This is a genomic window from Bradyrhizobium sp. HKCCYLRH3061 (genome assembly GCF_051168015.1).
Taxonomy (GTDB): Bacteria; Pseudomonadota; Alphaproteobacteria; order Rhizobiales; family Xanthobacteraceae; genus Bradyrhizobium.
Map to the genome: position 1 here is coordinate 39,484 of NZ_JBNPUE010000025.1, position 19,800 is coordinate 59,283.

Consider the following 19,800-nt stretch of genomic DNA (forward strand, 5'->3'; position numbering starts at 1 on the left):
GCACGAGGTCGGACAGCCGATGATTAAGCCGCCGGCCGCCGGCGCTGGGTTTCGCCATGGAACCTGGGACATCGTGACGAAACTGCCAACGCCATGCGCGACTCTTTGCGGAGCTGGAACACGCGGGACTATTTGCTGGCGACGTTGCCGGGCAGCGCGTAGGCCCGCACATAGTCGCCGAGCTTGGTGCCGAACGAGCCGTGGCCGCCATCGACGGTGACGACATACTGCTTGCCGCCGGCCTCGTAGGTCATCGGCGTCGACTGGCCGCCGGCCGGCAGCCTGTCCTGCCACAGCAGGCGGCCGTCCTTGACGTCGAAGGCGCGGATGTAGTCGTCCATGGTGCCGGTCAGGAAGGCGACGCCGCCCGCAGTGACCATCGGGCCGCCGAGCATCGGTACGCCCAGCTTGAACGGCAGCGGCAGCGGCGCCTGGTCGCGGATGGTACCGACGCGGTGCTGCCAGACGATCGCGTTGGTCTTGAGGTCGATGGCGGCGAGACTGCCCCAGGGCGGCGCCATGCAGGGGATGCCGAGCGGCGACAGGAAGATGCCAAGCGAGACGCCGTAGGGCGTGCCGTACATCGGCTGCACGCCGAGCTCGGTGCCCGGCGGATGCGCGGCGTTGGGTTCGGCCGGATTGTCCTTGCCGCGCGGCACCAGCCGCGACACGAACGGGATCGACTGCGGATTGGCGATCGCGATCTTCCGAACGGGATCGATGGCGATGCCGCCCCACTCGAACATGCCGAAATCGCCGGGATAGACCAGCGTGCCCTGCTCGGAGGGGGGCGTGAACGGCCCTTCGTAGCGCAGCCGCTTGAACATGATGCGGCACGCCAACTGATCGAACATCGTCGCGCCCCACATCTGCGCGCCCGAGAGCTCCTTTCGCGGCCGGAAGCTCAGTTCGGAGAAGGGTTGTGTCGGCGACAGCCGGTCGCCGGGCGCAGCGCCCTGCGGCACCGGCTTCTCCGGCGCGGGGACCAGCAGATGCCCGTCGCGGCGATCGAGCACGAAGATGTTGCCGGTCTTGGCCGGCACGTAGATCGCCGGCACCACGCCGTCCTTGCCGGGCATGTCGACCAGGCTCGGCTGTGACGGCATGTCCATGTCCCACAGATCATGATGCACATTCTGGAACGACCAGCGCAATTTTCCCGTGGCGATGTCGAGCGCCACCAGCGCCGAATCATAGCGCTCGTTGTCGGCCGAGCGGTTGCCGCCCCAGATGTCCGGCGAGCTCGAGCCGAGCGGGATGTAGACCAGGCCGAGCGCCTCGTCGGCCGCCCCGACGCTCCAGCCGTTCGGCGAGCCCGGCGTGAAGTGATGCGTGGCCGACGGCATCTCGTTGGGATCGGGATTGCCGGGATCGAACGCCCACAGCAGCTTGCCCGTGTAGACGTCGAAGCCGCGGATCGCGCCCGACGGCACCTTGTTGGAGTAGTTGTCGATCACGGCGCCGGCCATGATCACGACCTTGTCGGTGACGACCGGCGGCGAGGTGCCTTCGTAGAAGCCGAGCGTGGTGATCTCGTTGCCGGCCTTGAGATCGATCTGGCCGTGCTCGCCAAAGCCCTCGCATGGCTTGCCGCTGTCGGCGTCGAGCGCAAACAGCCTTCCGTCATTGGTCGGCAGGAAGATGCGCCTGGCGCATTCCGTCGGGGCCGCCGCGCCTGACACGTCGACCGCGCCCGGCTTGGTCTCGTGATAGGCCACGCCGCGGCAGGTCATGTGCTGGAAATTCTTGTGATGTTCGATCTGTGGATCAAACTTCCAGCGCTGCTTGCCGGTGGCGGCATCGAGCGCGAACACGATCTGATGCGGCGAGCAGGTGTAGAGCAGATCGCCGATCTTCAGCGGCGTGACCTCGTTGGTGAACTCGTCGGGATCGTCGGGCCCTTTGCGGTCGCCGGTGCGGAATTCCCAGGCGAGCTTGAGAGTCTTCACATTGTCGGGTGTGATCTGCTTCAGGCTCGAGAAGCGCGTGCCGAAATTGGTCGCGCCATAGGCGGTCCAGTCCGCCTGCGCCTCGGCTGGCGCGGTATCGGTGCCGGCCGTCGCCGCCGCGGCCTGCGGCAGCGCGCCATCGGCGCCGAAACGATCGCCGCGCAGGGAGGCGCCGAGCACGACCACGGCCACCGCAAGCACGGCCACGAGCCCCCAGCGCGCCGCGCGCATGTCGCCCACCAGATGCGCCGTGATGAATGGCAGCAGCAGCCAGACGCCGAGCGGCACCAGCACGTCGCCGCGCGGCGCCAGCGACCAGAAATCCAGCCCGACCTCCCAGATCGCCCAGATCATCGTGCCCAGCAGCAGCACCGCGTAGATCCACAGCGCCGCCGCATGCCGCCGCCACAGCAGCACCGCGACGACCAGCAGCGCGAGGCCTGCGACCAGGTAATACGGTGAGCCGCCGATCGCGGCGAGCCACGCCCCGCCGGCGAGCAGCGCGAGGCCCATCAGGCCGACAACGATCGCGGTGAAGGTGAGCAGCGGCGCGCGCTGCAGATGGCGGGCTGCGGCCATTGCGCGGCTCCAGGCTGATGATGACAGGCCGCGGCGCGACGCCGCAGCCGCGTCATGAACGGCGAGGAAGGGCGGAAGTTCCTGGCCGTGCAGGGCACGGGATGGGGCCGCCGCGCGGTCGCCGACCTCCCTCCCGGCACACGGCCTTTTGCGCGCCTTCCGTGGCCGGAACGGGTTGCCGCTCCATGACGAAATTAATACGATCCCATGTCGTTCACATGAAAATTGGAGTGCCCGGATGCGTGCGCAGTCGCGAGCCCTGTCGAACCCGGTCGCCCTGTGGTGGGCGATGCTGACGCTCGTCAGCCTCGCCAACATCGTGTTCTGGTTCATCCTGTACCGCCAGCTCAACGGCGGCAGCAGTTCGGCGGGGCAGGCGTCCCAGACCGGTTCGATGCTGGCGCTGTCGGCGGCCTATGTGTTCGGCTGCGCCTTCCGCTCGGTGCTGCCGCGCGCCGACGTGCAGCGCATCTGCCTGGTCGACAGTTGGCTGTCGAGCGTGTTCGTCGGCCGCACCGTGGCGACCATCGCCGAGATCGCCTTCGCGGCACAGTGGGCCATCATCCTCGCGCAGCTCGGCGCCATCGCCGATGCCGAGACCGCGGTGAACATGGCCCGTATCATCGTGCCGCTGATCGTCATCGCCGAGATCTGTTCCTGGTACGCTGTCGTCACCCGGAATTTCCTCTACAACGCGATCGAGAACTCGCTGTGGGCGGTGGCCTTCCTGCTCGTCGGCATCGGGCTCGGCCGGCTGCTGCCGGAGTTCGACGGCCTGGTGCGCGGCCTGCTGATCGCGGGCCTCGTCGGCATCGCCTGCTATCTCGCCTTCCTCGTCGTGATCGATGTCCCGATGTATGTGAAGCGCTGGCGCATCGAGCGCGCCGCCGGCACGCCGCTGCTGCATCCGCTCGCCGGCCTGCGCGACTCCGCCACGCGCTGGACCGTCACCCACGAGTTCGAGCACTGGAGGGAAGAGATCGCCTGGATGTCGCTGTATTTCAGCGCTGCCGTCTGGGGGTCGCTGGCGCTGTGCGCGCTCTCGGCGATGAATGATCACCTGCCGCGGGATCGCGCGCAGGCGACCGGCGCGCCACCGGCCATCGTCCAGCAGAGCGCCGATCGGTCCTGACGCGACACCCCGCCGTGAAGTCACGGCGGGATGTCCTGCTTGCCTCAGCCATGCATCGCGAAGTGATGCGAATCGTCCATCTGGACGATGTGGCTGTAGTCGGCGTGCGGCGCGTCGTGCACGGCCACCGGCGCGTGGTCGAAATTCGGCGGCACGATGCCGGTGTTGCCGGCGTGGCCATGGTCGCCGAAATTGTCGACGATGATCGGGTTGTGCGACGAGCCTTCGCCGTGCAGCGGACCGGAGCCGAATCCGGAGCCCAACCCCGAGCCCTGGCCGCCCTGGGCGTTGTCGCCCGCGTGCTGGATCGCCGAGGCGATCGAGTCCCAGAACCCGCCATGGCTGCCGCCCTCGGACCCGCCATGGGCGACCGCGATGCCGTCACCGCGCAAGCCGTCCTGCGCCAGCTTGAAGATATCGCCGATCGCGGCGCCGAGATCGCCATGGCTGAGGTCGTTGACCAGCGAGCCCAGATCGTGGCCGATCGCGTCGAGCTGCTGCCCCAGCGAGTGGCTCAAATCGCCCGCGGTCTGCGCCAGACCGTTGAGGCCCTCGCCGACGAAATGGCCGACGCCATCGACGATGCCGGTGCCGACCGCATCGGCGCCGTGGGCGATGCCGGAGATCGCCTCGCCGATCGGTCCGCCGATCAGGTGGCCGGCCGCCGACGCCGTGTCGGTGACCACGCCGATGGCGCCGTCGGCCACCGCCACGCCGGCGTCGAAGCCGCCCTTCACCACCGCGCCGGCGGCGTCCAGCGCGTCCATGCCGACCTCGCCGGCCGTTCCGACGATGGTGCCGGCCATGCCGAGCGCGCCGTGGCCGACTGCGCCGGCCGCCTCCAGCCCGGCCTCGCCGAGGCCGACCGCGGTGTGCGCCAGGTCGCCGGCGACATTGAGTGCGCCATGGGCGACGTCACCCGCGACGTTCAGCCCGCCGTCGACGATGTGGCCGCCGATATGCTTCACGTCGTTGACGAGGCCATCGATATTGCCGTGCGCGAGATCGCTCACTCCGGACGCCAGATCACCCGCCACGTTGATGCCGGTGTGGAGCACGTCACCGCCGACATGGACCACGGTCGACGCGACGTCGCCGACGGTGTGAAGCAGGCCGCCGCCGATCGCCTCGGCACCATGCCCGATCGCGCCGAGCACGCCGCCCACGGTATGGATGGCTTCGCCGCCGAGCGCGCCGATGCCGTGCACCACGCTGCCCACGGCATGCGCCGCATCGCCGGCGACGTGCTCGACCGTGTTGACCACGGCGCCCGCCGCGCCGCCGACCGCACCCGCCACATCCTTCGCGACGTCCTTCACGTCGTCGACGGCGGAACTGACGGCATCTCCGATATCATCCCAAAAGCTCATGACCTGCTCCTCTCGGTTGCGTCACCTCGCCTCGGGTGACGCGCCGTTTGTCGCAGATCGCGTCCGCGCGCTCCGTGCGCGACATCACGCAGACTGTGAGGGGCCCATTGTGTCGCCTGCGGACCAAGGGGGCGCATCGAGGATGCGTAGCATCGTCTCGCAGACAGGGGGTTTCAAAGGCCGTGGATCAAGGCTTTTCTATCGGGTTGATCTTCACGACACGCGCGTCGACCACGCGCCCGCCCTCGAGATCACGTACGATTCGTTCGTCCGGCCCGACCTCGCCGAGGTCGAAGTCCTGCGCCGGGGTGATCAGGATCATCCGCCGACCGATGATCACGATAACGGTGACATCGTTCGCTTCACCCGAATCGGCCCATTCGCGGATCTGCGCCTGATAGGGAGGGCGACGCCACGCGTTTGGAAAAACGGGATCGCAGCGCACTTCGATGCCGTCTTCCGACGTGGTCAGCACGAGCTTCGCCTTGTTAGGCTTCCACCGATCGTCGAGCAGATCGTTCAGGAGCCAGAGGCAGTTGAACGCGCCACACTCTGTCGGGCGCTCGCGATAGATCGTGCAGCCGTGTCGCGGCTGGCAATGCGGGCACCAGCTATGCGCCGGCTTTCCGAGTTGCTCGATCTCCATGACCTTGCAGCACAGCGTGCAGTCGCCGCAATGTTTGGAAGCGCAGGGGGAGCGCATGGAGTCAGGCGTGGCCGATCCAGCCATGCCAAGTCAGCGCAGCAAAGAAGCGACGGGCATCGCGAAAGCCGCCGTCACGCAGGATCGCTTCATCGTCCTCCGGGCTCAGCATGTTGACGCTGGCATCGATGGTCGCGCGCATCGTCCTCGCCTGCTCGGGGTCGGTGCCCGACGCAACGGCGTAGGCCGCGTAACGGTCCAGCCACAGGGCCCGCTCAGTCAGCTCCTTCGGCAGGCAGCTATGGGCGACCACGAACGGCGCGCCAGGGCGGAGCCGGTCGTGCACGGCGCGTACTGTCTGCAAACGCTCCGGCGCTGCCAGAAAATGCAGCGTCAGCAGGCAAGTCGCCGCGTCGAACGGGCCGGCCGGCGCGGCGTCGATGATGCCCTCGATCAGTTCGACTCGGCTCATCCGCGCGCCGAGCCTGCGTTCGGCGAGTCGCAGCATCTGCGGCGCCGGATCGACCCCGACGAAGGTCCACGATGGGTGCGCTTCGGCCAACGCATCGAGCTCGAGCCCGCCGCCCGCGCCCAGCACGAGCACCCGCGCATGGTCGGGCGCCCGCTCGGCCAGCAGAACCGCCGTCATGCGGTGCAGCCCGTCGAGACCGGGCACGAAGCGCCGTGGACCATCGGTGTAGCGCGCTACGAATTCGGGATCGGAAAACGCGCGGATGAACTGCTGAGCGCCGTCGGCAATGTCAGCCGGCATGACAAATGTCTCCCTTGCGAGGTCGCTTGCGTCGTTCGAGGCGGTCGTGGAAATCAGCGCTCAGCGCCGCCAGCGTGATGGCACCGAGACGGGACAGCAGCAACGTCTCGGCGGCCCGGATGGAGGTGTCGAGCGCGGCATTGACCGCCTGCTCGACGAGACAGTTGGGATTGTCGCTCCGATGGCCGATCGCGAACAGCGACGGACGTCCGAGCGAATCGTAGACGTCGCGCAGGGTGACGGCCGCCAGATCGCAGGCGAGCGTCCAGCCGCCGCCATGGCCTTTCTCGGAGCGCACATAGCCGCTGTCCCGGAGCCCCGCCATGATTCTGCGGATCACGACCGGGTTGGTCTGCATCATCGCTGCGAGCGCCTCGGAGGTGACCGGACCGTCGTGCTCCGCCATGTGGAGCAGGACATGGAGGATGCCGGACAACTGGCTGTTGGGTCTCATGTAACTTTTAATATGACATGATGTCCGGAACGTCAACCGGCCTGCCTTCGTGCGGCCTTGGGCGATGCTGTCGTGTCTGCCCGTCGGGCGACTCGGTCCTGCTGCTCGTCGCGAATGCGGGCGCGTTCATTCCCCCGATCCGCCGCAAAGTCTCTGGCGCGGAAAACCGGATTTCGCCTGCGCGTTCAGGCTGATTTGGGCTGTCCAGTCCCGTGAGCAAAAATATTCCGCTTCGCAATTTCGGAAATTCGTGATCTATTCATTCCATCCCGCCTCATCGACGAGGGGCGCTGCGCGGTCGTCACGAAGCGTGGAGTGCGGGATGTGATGGGCGGGCCGGTTTGCAGCGTGACTTGATCGCGCCGACGAACAACACCGGTCCGTACGGTCAAGTCGCGTGGTCCTGGCCTCCCGACGCTGAGGTCAAGCCGGCTGATGATGCCTCGTGCATCCCGCCGGTGATGGGGGCAAGACAGCCCGGTCCCCAGGGAGATCGCGAAGCAGCCGTTCAAACCGTCGCGCAGGGAGGGCCGGATCGTCCGGCTGGACCTGTGGTTCCTGCCGCCTGCATTTTTTTCGCAGGCGGGCCACGGGCCTCAGTCGAGGTCCGGCCTTCCCTGCACCCTCGGTCTTGAAGAGGGTGAGATCGATGCATCGCTCGGACGCCGAATGCGCCGCGAGAACAGAGACGCGCATCCCCAGATGCAGTTTGAGATCGTTGACCACGACGGCACCACGAACGCGGTGCTTCCCCTCCAGGGGAGGGTGGCGTCATGCGTTCGGATCGGCTCTTCCGAGCCGGCGGCGCCGACGTCCCACCTACTTGAATCCCGAAAACCGGCTGTCGAACGAGTTCGACTGCAGCACCGGGACGGCGCCGGAGACCAGCGCGGTCTGGGTCTGGGCGGGAGCCGAGGCGGTGGTGGCCGGCGCCTCGCTGGTCGCGGGCTTGAACGGCGGCCGCGCGGCAGCCTGCCGGGTCTCGGCGGGCTTGGCCGCGACCGGCTTCGGCGCTGGCTTGGTCTCGGCGGGCTTCGCCTCTGCGGTCTTGCTCGGCGCGGGCTTGGCTGTCGCCGTGCTCTCAGCCGCCGCATTGCCGCCGATCCCGACCTTGCGGGCGAGGCTCGACATGAAGCTCGGCTTCTCGGGCGCGCTGACGGCCGCCACGCGGGTCGACGGCGCGCTCACCGGCGCCTCCGCGGCACTGGCCGGCATCGCGACCTCGTCGGCGCCGGGCGCGCGCGGCGGGTTGACGTGACCGGGGATCGTGCCTGGCGCGGCCTGGAAGTTGGCGAGCGACAGGCCCGGCGCCTCGCCGGCGTCGGACAGGCCGGTGGAGGCTCCGGGCACGCGGCTGGCGAAGATCGGATTCATGCCGCCGTCGATGCCGGTGTTGAGCTTGGCGACCGGCGTGCCCTTGGCGACGAGCTTGGCATATTCCGCCTCGTCGGCCTGCTGCTTGTCGCGCACGGCGGCGGTGATCTCGTCGGGCACGACATAGGCCGGGCACTTGGCAGAGGCGTCGAACACCGGATCATGCGTCGCGCCCGGCGGCTTCTGGGCGTTGAAGACGTATTTCTTCTCGCAGAAGTCGACCTTCGGCTCCTGCCGCGTGACCTCGAAGGCGTCGTAGCCTTCCTTGATCATGCGCCAGAACGGCATGTTCGGATTGTTGCGGTGCCTCGCCATGTTCACCGGCGTCATCCGGAACGGATAGGCCTGGAACTGGAAGGCGCGCTGGCCGCCGAAGAACGACTCGCGCCCGAGCGCATAGATCTCGGCGATCTGCTCGTCGGTCATCGCGAAGCAGCCGCGCGAGGAGCAGTCGCCATGCACCATCAGCTGCGAGCCGGTGCGGCCGAGCGCCTTGTCGAACGCGTTCGGATAGCCGGTGTTGAACGACAGATAGTAGGCCGATTGCGGGTTCATCTGGCTCGGATTGATCGAGTAGAAGCCCTCCGGCGCCTGGCGGTCGCCCTCGCGCACTTTGGGTCCAAGATCGCCCGACCAGCGGCAGATCGGATAGGTCTTGAGCAGCGCGAACTTGCCCGAGCGGTCCTGCTTCCAGACCTCGAGCTCGGCCTCCTGCTTGAAGACGCGGACCAGGATCGGCGACTGCAGATCCATATCCTTCTCGCCCATCGTCGCGACGAGCTTCGGCGGTACCGGCTGGTTGGCCTTGGCGTTGGTGGCGAGTCCGACCTGATCGCTGTTGCAACCGGTCAGCAGCGCACCGGCGGCCAACGCCGCCGAGGTCAGGAGAACCCGGACGAAAGCGCGGTTGATCAAAGCAAAGCTCCCCGCAAACCCGGCATGCCGCAACACCCCAGTCTCATCTCACCCGATCGGCCCGAAAGCTGGATAAATCACGGGTCGACCCTGCGTCATGCCGTCAAACCATTGATTAAAATTGTAGCCTTTGACCCCAGGCCTCGCAACCCGCGCTCCGGCGATCCCACCTGGCCCCGGCCGCCTTGGTCAACAACTTCTAAACAGCAGACCCCGCCGGCGGGGCCGAAATGCGGCCAAACGGCTGGAAAGACTCACAAAACCGCGAGCGCCGCGGGCTCAGTGCCAGCCCGGTCAACCGAGCTTGCGGCCGATCTCGATGAACTTCTGCCGGCGCTGCTTGCGGATGGCGTCGGCGTCGAGGCCCTTCAGCTCGTCGAGCGCCTGGGCGATCGCCTCGCCGGTCGCCGCGATCATTGCCGCGGGATCGCGGTGAGCGCCGCCGACCGGCTCCTTGAGAATGGTGTCGACCACGCCGAAGCGGAGCATGTCCTGGGCGGTGATCTTCATGCTGTTGGCGGCTTCCTGCGCCTTGGTGCCGTCGCGCCAGAGGATCGAGGAGGCGGCTTCCGGCGAGATCACGCTGTAGATCGCGTGCTCCAGCATCAGCACCCGGTTGGCGGTGGTCAGCGCGATCGCGCCGCCCGACATGCCTTCGCCGGTGATGATCGCGATGTTGGGGACGCCGAGCGCCAGGCAGGCGTCGGTCGAGCGCGCGATCGCTTCGGCCTGGCCGCGCTCCTCGGCGCCGATGCCGGGATAGGCGCCGGCGGAATCGACCAGCGACAGCACGGGGATGCCGAAGCGCTCGGCCATCTCCATCAGCCGGACCGCCTTGCGGTAGCCTTCGGGACGGGCCATGCCGAAATTGTGTTTGAGCCGGGACTCGGTAGTGGCGCCCTTTTCCTGGCCCATCACGCAGATCGGCTCGCCGCGAAAGCGGCCGAAGCCGCCGAGCAGAGCGGCGTCCTCGCCGAACTTGCGGTCGCCGGCGAGCGGGGTGAACTCGGTGATCAGGCCGCCCACGAAGTCGGTGAAGTGCGGCCGCTGCGGATGGCGGGCCACCATGGTCTTCTGCCACGGCGTGAGCGTGGCGTAGAGCTCGGCCAGCGCCTGGCCGGCCTTCTCCTCGATCCGGCTGACCTCCTCGCCGATATCGGTGCCGGAGGCGGCCATCGCCCGGAGTTCGTCGACCTTGGAATCGAGCTCGGCAACAGGCTTTTCGAAATCGAGGTAGCTGCGCATGGGATCCGGCATGGAAGAGCTGAAGGAAGAGCGCTGGGAGACGAAATCGGTTCGGCCTTCGGACCTGAAGCCGAACGACTTCAGGAGCTTAGGGTACGATCGGTGCCCAGCCTCCAGGCATCGCGCCGGGATCGCGGGCAGGATGGCGCTCTTTCGGGGCAGACGGGCGCGAAGTCAAGCCGGCCGGGCGTCACGCCGGCGGATTTGGTTTCGGGAAGGTGTGAAGCGAGGTCAGGTCTCGGCCAGCGGGTGCAGGTCGCGGACCAGGCTCTTGAGCCGCTCCTCGACCACGTGGGTGTAGATCTGGGTGGTCGAGATGTCGGTGTGGCCGAGCAGGGTCTGCACGATGCGCAGGTCGGCACCGTTGTGCAGCAGATGGCTGGCGAAGGCGTGGCGCAGCACGTGCGGCGACACCAGCCGGGCGGGCAGGCCGCTGGCCACCGCGAGTTCCTTGAGGTCGCGGGCGAAGTGCTGGCGGGTGAGGTGGCCGCTCTCGCCGAACGAGGGAAACAGCCATTTGCCGAATGTCGCACTGGCCTTCTTCTCAGGCTTCAGCGCATCCAGGGCGGCGAGATAGTCGGCCATCGCCTGGCGCGAGGCCTGGTTCAGCGGCACCAGCCGCTCCTTGTTGCCCTTGCCGCGCACCACGATCATGCGGGCGTCGTTGCGGGCCGCGGTGCGCGGCAGCGCCACCAGCTCGGAGACGCGCAGGCCGGTCGCGTACAGCACCTCGAGCAGGCAATACAGCCGCAGCGCGCGCAGCCGCTGCGCCGGCGAGGCCTCGCCGACCTCGGAGAGCTCCTTGGCCCTGGTCAGCATCCGGTCGACATCGCCGATCGACAGCACCTTGGGCAAGGAACGGCCGCGCTTCGGGCCGGACAGGATGGCGGCGGGATCGTCGCTGCGGATGCGCTCGCTCAGCAGGAAGCGGAACAGGTGCCGCATCGCCGACAGCCGCCGCGCCACGCTGGAGGACTTGAAGCCCCTGGTATCGAGGTCGGCGAGATAGTCGCGCAACGCCTGGGTGTCGGCCGTGGCGAAGCTGTTGGCCTTGCCGCCGAGAAATTCGGAGAGATCGGTGAGGTCGCGGCGATAGGCGTCCAGCGTGTTCTGACCGGCGCCCTGCTCGGCGGCCATCATGTCGAGGAACAGGCTCATCAGCCTGGCGTCGGAGGCCTTGACCTTCATATCGTGAAATCCGCTGCGTCCGAGGCGATCGAATCACTACGAGGTATTCGCCGGGGCACATCGAGCGGTGACTGCAAATCTGGCCGATATCGCGGCGCCCGGCCACCTCAGAGAAGCGCAAAATGCTTAATCAATGCCGTGTGGCTTTTGAGTTCGCGCTCGCGTGCCGGATCATTTCTTCTGGAACTTGTCCGGCGGGATCGTCACCGTCATCTCCCGCGATTTGGGACTGACGAAATTCGCCAGCGCGTAGATCGCGCCATAGACCACGCCGACGATGACGGCGATCACGGTCAGGAAGCGGAACAGGCTGGGCATCGGGGTCGCGCGGGCCACCAGGGAAGGAATAGTTTCATCCAACATGTTCGCACCCGGCTGGCAAGTCCGGCGCTCTCCACCGTTCGTCCGGAGGTCGGTTCTGCTTGCTCCCTCATTCCGGGGCGGCGCGCGCAGCGCGGCGAGCCCGGAATCCATCACCGCAGGACGATCTCGTCGGCGAGATGCCAACAGCCAGCCTGCCTCACACAGCATCCTGTGGGTATGGGTTCCGGGCTCGCGCTGCGCGCGCCCCGGAACGACGTCCGCGGGGAGAACCGGTTGCGTGTCGCGGAACAGGATGCCTTTGAAAGCAGCAGGGGCTGGGTTAGAAGCCTTCATATGACCGACACGTCCCAACCCGCTGCAAGCCCAGCCGCTCCGGAGACCGCTATTCTCGCAGGCCTCGGCAAGCGGCTGATCGTGCTGGTCGGCATGATGGGTGTCGGCAAGTCGACCGTGGGCCGGCGGCTCGCGGCGCGGTTGCGGCTGCCCTTCGTCGATGCGGACACCGAGATCGAGACCGCGGCCGGCATGACCATACCCGAAATCTTCGAATCGCGCGGCGAGGACTATTTCCGCAACGGCGAGGCCCGGGTGATCGCCCGGCTGCTCGAAAACGGGCCCGGTGTGCTGGCAACCGGTGGCGGCGCCTTCATGCGCGAGGAGACGCGGCGGCGCATCCATGAGAAGGCGGTCTCTGTTTGGCTGAAGGCCGATGCCGACGTGATCATGCGCCGCGTCCGGCGGCGGGCCGACCGGCCGCTGCTGCAGACCGCCGATCCCGAAGGCACGGTCGCTCGCCTGCTCGTCGAGCGCGAGCCGGTCTACCAGCTTGCCGATCTCACGATCTGCTCGCGCGATGTGCCGCATGATCGCGTTGTCGAGGACTGCATTGAGGCGCTGCAGGCGTTCTTCTCGCCACCGGAGACCGAGGCGGGGCCGGCCGGACCGCAACCCGATCCAGTTCAACCCGATCCTCCGCACGCGATGGGCGCGCTCCGATGACAGCACCTCTGAAGCATTCCGATCCGATCATCGTCGACGTCGCGCTCGGCGAGCGCGCCTATGACATCGTCATCGGCCGCGGCGTGCTGGCTTCGCTCGGCCAGCGCATCGCGGCGCTGCGGCCGGGCGTGCGCACGGCCATCGTCACCGACCGTACCGTGGCCGCGCATTGGCTGAAGCCGACCGAGGCGATCCTGGCGGAGGCGGGCATCCCGGCGTCCACGATCGTGGTCGATGAGGGCGAGGGCTCCAAGACCTATGCCGGCCTGGAGAAGGTCAGCGAGGCGCTGATCGCTGCCAGGATCGAACGCAACGATCTGGTCGTCGCGCTCGGTGGCGGCGTGGTCGGCGATCTCGCCGGCTTCGCGGCCGCCATCCTGCGCCGCGGCGTCGATTTCGTGCAGGTGCCGACCTCGCTGCTGGCGCAGGTCGACAGCTCCGTCGGCGGCAAGACCGGCATCAATTCGCCGCAAGGCAAGAACCTGCTCGGCGCCTTCCATCAGCCGGTGCTGGTGATCGCCGACACCGCCGTGCTCGATACCCTGTCGCCGCGCCAGTTCCGCGCCGGCTATGCCGAGGTCGCCAAATATGGCCTGCTCGGCGATGCCAGCTTCTTCGCCTGGCTCGAGGCCAATCACGCCGACATCGTCAGAGGCGGCGCCGCGCGCGAGCACGCGGTCGCGACCTCGTGCCGCGCCAAGGCGGCGATCGTGGCCCGCGACGAGCGCGAGACTGGCGACCGCGCGCTGCTCAATCTCGGGCATACCTTCGGCCATGCGCTGGAGGCCGTCACCGGGTTCTCTGATCGCCTGTTCCACGGCGAGGGCGTCGCCGTCGGCATGGTGCTGGCGGCGCAGTTCTCGGCCGAGCTCGGGATGCTGCCGCCGGACGACGTCGTGCGCATCGAGCGTCACCTTGCCGCGGCCGGTCTGCCGACCCATCTGCAGGACATCGCCGGCTTCGCCCAGGAGGGGATCGGCGACGCCGACCGGCTGTTGGCCTTGATGGCGCAGGACAAGAAGGTCAAGCGCGGCAAGCTCACCTTCATCCTGATGGAAGCCATCGGCCGCGCCGTCATCGCGAACGACGTCGATCCAGTGCGCGTCCGCGACTTTCTCCAGGCCAAATTGCGCAGCAGAAGCTGATCCGGGGCTTTTACGCCGTATTGAGCAGTGCCAACGGATCATCGGCTGCCTCCCTCCAGAGCGACATCGGCGTCATGGACTGGTTCACACTCTCCGTCGTCATTCTCCTCCTCGCCGCCTCCGCCTTCTTTGCGCTGAGCGAGACCGCGCTGACCGGCGCCTCTCGCGCCTCAATGCTGCGGCTGTCGAAGCAGGGCAATCGCGATGCCGACGTGGTGTCGAGCCTGTTCGACACGCGCGAACGGCTGATCGGCGCGCTGCTGCTCGGCAACAACATCGCCAATATCGGCGCCTCCGCGCTGGCGACCGGTATTTTCACCGCCTGGTTCGGTGAGGTCGGCGTGCTCTACGCGACCGGCGTGATGACCGCGCTGGTCGTGATCTTTGCCGAGGTGCTGCCGAAGACGATCGCGATCAACGCGCCGGATCGCGTCTCGCTCGCGGTCGCCAGGCCGATGCGGGCGGCGGTGATCGTGCTCGGTCCGGTGCTTGCCGTGATCGAAGCGATCGTGCGCGGGCTGATGCGGCTGATCGGCTTCAAGGTCGGGGCCAATCAGCCGATCCTGTCGCCGACCGAACGCCTGCGCGGCGCCGTCGATCTGTTGCATCATGAAGGCAAGGTCGAGAAGCAGGATCGCGACATGCTCGGCGGCCTGCTCGATCTGCGCGAATTGCAGGTGTCCGACGTCATGGTCCACCGCACCGAGATGGTGATGGTGAATGCGGACCTGCCGCAGGAAGAACTGGTGCGCGAGGTGCTCGCCACCGAATACACACGCATCCCGCTGTGGCGCGGCACGCCGGAGAACATCATCGGCGTGCTGCATGCGAAGGACCTGCTGCGTGCGATCCGCGCCGCCGAGGGCGACGTGTCGCACATCGACGTTGCTTCACTGGCGCTGCCGCCGTGGTTCGTACCCGAGATGCGGTCCGTGTCGGAACAGCTGAAGGCGTTCCGCCGGCGCAAGACGCATTTCGCGCTCGTGGTCGACGAGTATGGCGAGGTCGAAGGCATCGTCACGCTGGAGGATATTCTGGAGGAGATCGTCGGCGACATCTCCGACGAGCAGGATGTGCAGGTCGCGGGTGTGCGCGTGCAGCCGGACGGATCCGTCGTCGTCGATGGCTCAGTGCCGATCCGCGATCTCAATCGCGCGATGGACTGGACGCTGCCCGATGAGGAAGCAACGACAGTTGCCGGTCTCGTCATTCACGAGGCGCGTTCGATCCCCGAGCGCGGCCAGAGCTTCACGTTCCACGGCTTCCGGTTTCGCGTGCTGCGCCGGGAGCGCAATCGCATCACTGCGCTGCGCATCGTACCGGTGCCGCGCGGCGAAACCGAGGAGACGCGGCCGCGCCGTGCAGGCACGGCGTTCTAGCTAGAGCATGATCCGGAAAAGTGGAAGCCGGTTTTCCGAAGAGATCATGCTCAAATAAAGCGATGGGATCAAGCCTCGCCCGGCGCCTTCGCATGCAGCGCGAGCGCGTGCACCGAGCCGGCAAGTTCCGCTGCCAATGCGGCGTTGATCAGGCGGTGGCGATCGACACGGCTCTTGCCCGCGAAGGCCTGCGACACAATATACACGCGGAAATGGGTCTCACCGCTCGGCTGATGGCCCATATGGCCTTCATGCAGATGTGATTCGTCCTGAACATCGAGGCTTTCAGGCGTGAAAGCTTCGCGCAACTTTTTGATGATAGCATCTCGGGTCCGCATGGTCTCTGGAAATACGCATCAAATTATTTTTCGTCAATCGGCGGTCCCCGCCCGAGGTATTCGCAATGTCAAGACTTGAAGCTTTTCGCGTTGCGTAGTCAAAGTCCGCCATGCCGATCGATTCAAACAAATTCTTCGACTCCATCCGCATCAAGCCCAAGAAGGCGGCTGCGCGGCAGCCGGTGGTGCGCGAGGAGGCCCAGCCCTGTCAGTGGCCGGACTGCAAGAACAAGGGCTCGCATCGCGCGCCCAAGGGACGCGAGAACGCGCGCGAGTATTGGCACTTCTGTCTCGATCACGTGCGCGAGTACAACCAGTCCTATAATTTCTTCTCGGGGATGAACGCCGAGGCGGTCGCGCGCTATCAGAAGGATGCGCTGACCGGACACCGCCCGACCTGGAAGATGGGTGCCAACACGTCGGCCAAGCGCGGCACCGGCAGCGCCGAGGGCGATCTCGGCGATGCCGCCGATCCGTTCAGCGTATTCGCCGAGATCAACGGCCGCGGCAGCTGGCGTCCGGATCCCCGGTCGGCCCCCAAGGCTGAGACGCGCAAGGTGTTCAACGCCGAGCGCAAGGCGCTGCAGGTGATGGGCCTCGGTCCCGACGCGACGCTGGAAGATGTCAAGGTTAAGTACAAGGCGCTGGTGAAGCAGCACCATCCCGATGCCAATGGCGGCGACCGCTCCACCGAGGATCGCCTGATCGAGATCATCAAGGCCTACAACTACCTGAAGACGGTGGTGAAGGGCTGACGCGCGGCAGCGCGTGAGGCTGCCGCGCGTTGCGTCGAAGGTCTCAGGGCTTCGGCCCGATATAGGCCGAGCTCGGCCGGATCAACCGCCCCGTCCGCTGCTGCTCCCGCGCATGGGCGGTCCAGCCGGCGGCCCGCGCCACCGCGAAGATCGGCGTGAACGCCTGGCGCGGAATCTTCAGCGCATCGAGCAGGATGGCGGTGAAGAACTCGACATTGGTGTCGAGCGCCCGCTCCGGATTCTTCCGCCGCAGCGCCTGGCGGATGTAAGCCTCCACCTCGCTCGCAAACGGCAGGTCGGCGCCGCTGCCCGCCAGCCGCTCGATCGCGGCCTTGAGCACGTCGGCCCGCGGATCGCGCACGCGATAGATCCGATGTCCGAACCCCATCAGCCGCTCGCCGCGGCCGAGCGCCGCGTCGACCCACGGCTTGATGTTCTCGCGCGTGCCGATCGCGTTGAGCATCTCCAGCACCGGCTCCGGCGCCCCGCCATGCAGCGGGCCGGTGAGCGCGCAATAGCCGGCGGTCACCGATGCGAACAGGTCGGCCTGGGTCGAGGCGACGACGCGCGCGGCGAAGGTCGAGGCGTTCATGCCGTGATCGCTGACGGTGACGAGATACGTGTCCAGCGTCGCCACCTCGCCAGCCGCAGGCGTATCGCCGCGGACCATGCGCAGGGTGTCTGCGGCGTGGCCGGCGTCAGGATCGGGCGCAATCGGCTGCGCTCCCTGCGCGCGCTGGACCAGTGCGCCGGCGATCACCGGGCAGGCCCCGACGATCGTGGCTTCGTCGTCGAGCCCGGGTTCGGACCGCAGCGCCGCGACGGCGGCGCGGAAGCCGTCGATGATCGACAGGCCGGCGGTCGCGGCGAGCAGCCCGGGCAGCCGGGCGAAGGCCCGCTCGCGGGCCTGGCCGAGGCTGGCACGGACATCCGTCTCGCCGACGCTGCGCTTCGTCGCCGCGCTCCATAGTCGGGCAGTCACGCCCTCGAAGCCGCTGGCGGCGGCGAGGTCGGCCACACGCGCTCCGGCGATGATGAGCTCCCCCTGCTGGCCGTCGACGTGGCTGAGCACGGTCTCGGCGGCGGCGATTCCGTCGAGGCCGATGGGGGTCTTGCCGAGCTGGATGGTCATGGCGGGTCTCCTTCGAGAATGGTCACGCTGCCAAGATCCGCCCAGTCGACAACTTGATCAATCTTGATTAAGCTGATCAATATGAAAAAAGACAGTGGTCTTTACCTATCTGCGCGCGAAGCTTCGGCTGAACTGGCGATCTCGCCGGCCACCCTCTACGCCTATGTCAGCCGCGGACTGGTCCGCTCCGAGCCGTCGCCGAATTCGCGCGGCAACCGCTATCGCGCCGAGGACATCCGGGCCCTGAAGGAGCGGCGCGCACCGGCCCCCGAGCCGCGCGCCTTCCGCAGCTTCGATGCGGACCTCCCCGTGTTCGATTCCGCCGTGTCGACAATCACCGAAGCCGGTCCGATCTATCGAGGCGTCAATTGCGTCGACCTAGCCGTGCGCGGCACGCTGGAACATGCTGCGACCCTGCTGTGGGACGTGACCGCGCTCGATCCGTTTGCGCCGGGCAACCTTCCGGCCGTGTCGGAGGAGATGGGTTTCATCGCCGATGCCGCGCGGCGTGCGGCGCCGATCGACCGGGCCATCGCGGTGCTGGCGCTGGCGACACATGCCGATCCCGCGGCGTTCAACCGCGCTCCCGATGGTCGGGCGCTGGTCGGCGCGCGCATCGTCCGGCTGGTGGTCGCAACCATGTTGAACCAGCCCGCCTCAGCCGGTCCGCTGCATGTTCAGGTCGCGCGGAGCTGGGCGCCCGGACATGAACATGCGCCGGACCTGATCCGCCGCACCCTGGTGCTGCTGGCCGATCATGAGCTGAACGCGTCGACCTTCACCGTCCGCTGTGCGGCGTCGACGGGCCTCAGTCTCTACGATGCCGTCATCGCGGGTCTTGCGGCGCTCAAAGGACCGCAGCACGGCGGCGCCGGCGTCCTGGCGTCGCAACTGGTGAAGACCCTCGTTGATCGCGATGTCGCGCCGCTGATCCGCGAGCGGGTGGCGCTCGGCGAGCGCTTCGCCGGCTTCGGCCACGGCGTCTACAAGCACGGCGACCCCCGCGCCATCTCGCTGCTGGAGGCGCTGACGCGCGCCGGCGCGCCGCGCAAATTCACCCGCGAGGTGCCGGAGCGGATCGCCGAGGCGACCGGCGAGTTCGTCAATATCGACTATGCGCTGGCGGTGCTGGTGCATAGCCTGCGGCTGCCTGCCGGCAGCGAGCTGGCGCTGTTCGCGATGGCACGCTGCGTCGGCTGGCTCGCCCATGCCTGCGAGCAGCTGCAGCACGGCCGCCTGATCCGCCCACGTGCTCGCTATATCGGACCCGCACCCGGCCGCGGAGCCATGTTGGATGCGCTGTAGCGTTCTAATCCGTGACGCCAGCGGCGAGCTCAGACTCGCGCCGCTTCCGCACCAATCTGAGGACCAGCCAGACCACGATCGTGCCCGCGACAGCCGCGATGATCCAGGTGGACTTGGCGATATGGCTATGATGCGGAATCCCGCCATAACGGTGCAACAGCTGCACCGCGAAGACGCCGGGCAGGACGTGGGCGCAGGCCCACAGCGCGATGGCTGGGATGTTCACGGCGTAGAAGCGCAGCGGAGGGATGTCGAGCGCGCCGGCCGTGATCGGCACGACGGCTCGGATCGGCGCGACAAAGCGGGCGAAGAAGATCGCCAGGGTGCCGAACCGGTGGAAGAAGGCCTCGCTCTGCGCCACCAGGCGCGGATAGTTCGAGAATGGCCAGTTCGCCAGGATCTCGCGCTGCCGGCGATGGCCGACCCAGAACGCCCCGCCGTCCCCGAGCACCGCGCCCAGGACGGCCGCCGCCAGCACCCATTGCAGGGTCAGCTCGCCGCCCGGAATCAGCGCGCTCAGCGCCAGGATGATGGTCGTGCCCGGAATCACCGAGCCCACGATCGGGATCGCCTCCAGCAAGGCGGCCAGAAACAGGGTGAGATAGGCCAGTCCCGCATGCGCTGAGACAAAGGCAATGAGTGGGTCGAGCAGATGGGCCACGCGGTTCCTGTTGGTGGAGAGGGTGGGGCGGGGACTTCCCGATAAGTAGGAACCCCGGCCCCGGGTGCCACGTCGAGATTCCTGGGAAGAGCCGGTGGGCGAAAAGGTGGCACGATTCGCAGGGCAGCCTTCCGAAAACGG

Annotated in this window: 18 protein-coding genes; 6 read left to right on the forward strand and 12 right to left on the reverse strand. The window is 67.4% G+C overall.

The window, feature by feature from the left end:
- Positions 1 to 128: 128 nt before the first annotated feature.
- Entirely contained in the window at positions 129 to 2,528 is a 2,400-nt protein-coding gene (locus ACQR2C_RS29905) for a membrane-bound PQQ-dependent dehydrogenase, glucose/quinate/shikimate family (RefSeq protein ID WP_434882729.1), read from the reverse strand.
- A gap of 238 nt (positions 2,529 to 2,766) precedes the next feature.
- Between ACQR2C_RS29905 and ACQR2C_RS29910 the strand changes: the two genes are divergently transcribed.
- Complete coding sequence (locus ACQR2C_RS29910) at positions 2,767 to 3,660, forward strand: hypothetical protein (protein WP_434882730.1); 894 nt, start codon at positions 2,767 to 2,769, stop codon at positions 3,658 to 3,660.
- 44 nt (positions 3,661 to 3,704) lie between these two features.
- On the opposite strand, the gene ACQR2C_RS29915 is transcribed toward ACQR2C_RS29910, so the two are convergent.
- From ACQR2C_RS29915 to ACQR2C_RS29950, 8 genes are all read right to left on the reverse strand, one after another.
- A complete protein-coding gene (locus ACQR2C_RS29915; RefSeq protein ID WP_434840286.1) occupies positions 3,705 to 5,030 on the reverse strand; it encodes a hypothetical protein in 1,326 nt (441 codons plus the stop codon).
- A 187-nt stretch (positions 5,031 to 5,217) separates the two neighbouring features.
- A complete protein-coding gene (locus tag ACQR2C_RS29920) occupies positions 5,218 to 5,760 on the reverse strand; it encodes a hypothetical protein (RefSeq protein ID WP_434840287.1) in 543 nt (180 codons plus the stop codon).
- A complete protein-coding gene (locus ACQR2C_RS29925) occupies positions 5,738 to 6,445 on the reverse strand; it encodes a class I SAM-dependent methyltransferase (protein ID WP_434882731.1) in 708 nt (235 codons plus the stop codon). Before ACQR2C_RS29925 ends, ACQR2C_RS29920 begins: the two co-directional genes overlap by 23 nt.
- Positions 6,435 to 6,899, reverse strand: a complete 465-nt coding sequence (locus tag ACQR2C_RS29930) for an Rrf2 family transcriptional regulator (RefSeq protein WP_316182906.1) — start codon at positions 6,897 to 6,899, stop codon at positions 6,435 to 6,437. The genes ACQR2C_RS29925 and ACQR2C_RS29930 overlap by 11 nt, the downstream gene beginning before the upstream one ends.
- An 819-nt stretch (positions 6,900 to 7,718) precedes the next feature.
- Complete coding sequence (locus tag ACQR2C_RS29935) at positions 7,719 to 9,188, reverse strand: L,D-transpeptidase family protein (RefSeq protein WP_316182907.1); 1,470 nt, start codon at positions 9,186 to 9,188, stop codon at positions 7,719 to 7,721.
- Positions 9,189 to 9,482: 294 nt separating this feature from the next.
- Positions 9,483 to 10,445 (reverse strand): acetyl-CoA carboxylase carboxyltransferase subunit alpha, encoded by a 963-nt coding sequence (locus ACQR2C_RS29940; RefSeq protein ID WP_315800597.1) that lies wholly within the window; start codon positions 10,443 to 10,445, stop codon positions 9,483 to 9,485.
- A gap of 219 nt (positions 10,446 to 10,664) precedes the next feature.
- The gene (xerD, locus tag ACQR2C_RS29945) at positions 10,665 to 11,621 is read right to left on the reverse strand and encodes a site-specific tyrosine recombinase XerD (RefSeq protein ID WP_315800596.1); all 957 of its coding nucleotides are present in this window, start codon (positions 11,619 to 11,621) and stop codon (positions 10,665 to 10,667) included.
- A gap of 171 nt (positions 11,622 to 11,792) precedes the next feature.
- Positions 11,793 to 11,939, reverse strand: coding sequence for a histidine kinase (locus tag ACQR2C_RS29950; protein ID WP_315800919.1), 147 nt, complete (start codon positions 11,937 to 11,939; stop codon positions 11,793 to 11,795).
- Between the two features lie 339 nt (positions 11,940 to 12,278).
- On the opposite strand from ACQR2C_RS29950, the gene ACQR2C_RS29955 reads away from it, so the two are divergent.
- From ACQR2C_RS29955 to ACQR2C_RS29965, 3 genes are all read left to right on the forward strand, one after another.
- Entirely contained in the window at positions 12,279 to 12,944 is a 666-nt protein-coding gene (locus ACQR2C_RS29955) for a shikimate kinase (protein ID WP_315800595.1), read from the forward strand.
- Positions 12,941 to 14,089 (forward strand): 3-dehydroquinate synthase, encoded by a 1,149-nt coding sequence (gene aroB / locus ACQR2C_RS29960; protein ID WP_434882732.1) that lies wholly within the window; start codon positions 12,941 to 12,943, stop codon positions 14,087 to 14,089. Before ACQR2C_RS29955 ends, aroB begins: the two co-directional genes overlap by 4 nt.
- Positions 14,090 to 14,163: 74 nt before the next feature.
- Entirely contained in the window at positions 14,164 to 15,468 is a 1,305-nt protein-coding gene (locus tag ACQR2C_RS29965) for an HlyC/CorC family transporter (protein ID WP_315800593.1), read from the forward strand.
- Positions 15,469 to 15,536: 68 nt separating this feature from the next.
- On the opposite strand, the gene ACQR2C_RS29970 is transcribed toward ACQR2C_RS29965, so the two are convergent.
- Positions 15,537 to 15,806: a BolA family protein gene (locus ACQR2C_RS29970; RefSeq protein ID WP_315800592.1), complete on the reverse strand. Its 270-nt coding sequence runs from the start codon at positions 15,804 to 15,806 to the stop codon at positions 15,537 to 15,539.
- 110 nt (positions 15,807 to 15,916) lie between these two features.
- Here ACQR2C_RS29970 and ACQR2C_RS29975 point away from each other — a divergent pair, with 110 nt between their 5' ends.
- Entirely contained in the window at positions 15,917 to 16,561 is a 645-nt protein-coding gene (locus ACQR2C_RS29975) for a J domain-containing protein (RefSeq protein WP_315800591.1), read from the forward strand.
- A 43-nt stretch (positions 16,562 to 16,604) separates the two neighbouring features.
- On the opposite strand, the gene ACQR2C_RS29980 is transcribed toward ACQR2C_RS29975, so the two are convergent.
- Positions 16,605 to 17,693, reverse strand: coding sequence for a citrate synthase/methylcitrate synthase (locus tag ACQR2C_RS29980; protein ID WP_434882733.1), 1,089 nt, complete (start codon positions 17,691 to 17,693; stop codon positions 16,605 to 16,607).
- Between the two features lie 81 nt (positions 17,694 to 17,774).
- Between ACQR2C_RS29980 and ACQR2C_RS29985 the strand changes: the two genes are divergently transcribed.
- Positions 17,775 to 18,998 (forward strand): citrate/2-methylcitrate synthase, encoded by a 1,224-nt coding sequence (locus tag ACQR2C_RS29985; RefSeq protein ID WP_434882734.1) that lies wholly within the window; start codon positions 17,775 to 17,777, stop codon positions 18,996 to 18,998.
- A 4-nt stretch (positions 18,999 to 19,002) separates the two neighbouring features.
- Here ACQR2C_RS29985 and ACQR2C_RS29990 read toward each other — a convergent pair whose 3' ends face one another.
- Positions 19,003 to 19,659 (reverse strand): DedA family protein, encoded by a 657-nt coding sequence (locus tag ACQR2C_RS29990; protein WP_315800588.1) that lies wholly within the window; start codon positions 19,657 to 19,659, stop codon positions 19,003 to 19,005.
- Between the last annotated feature and the right edge of the window lie 141 nt (positions 19,660 to 19,800).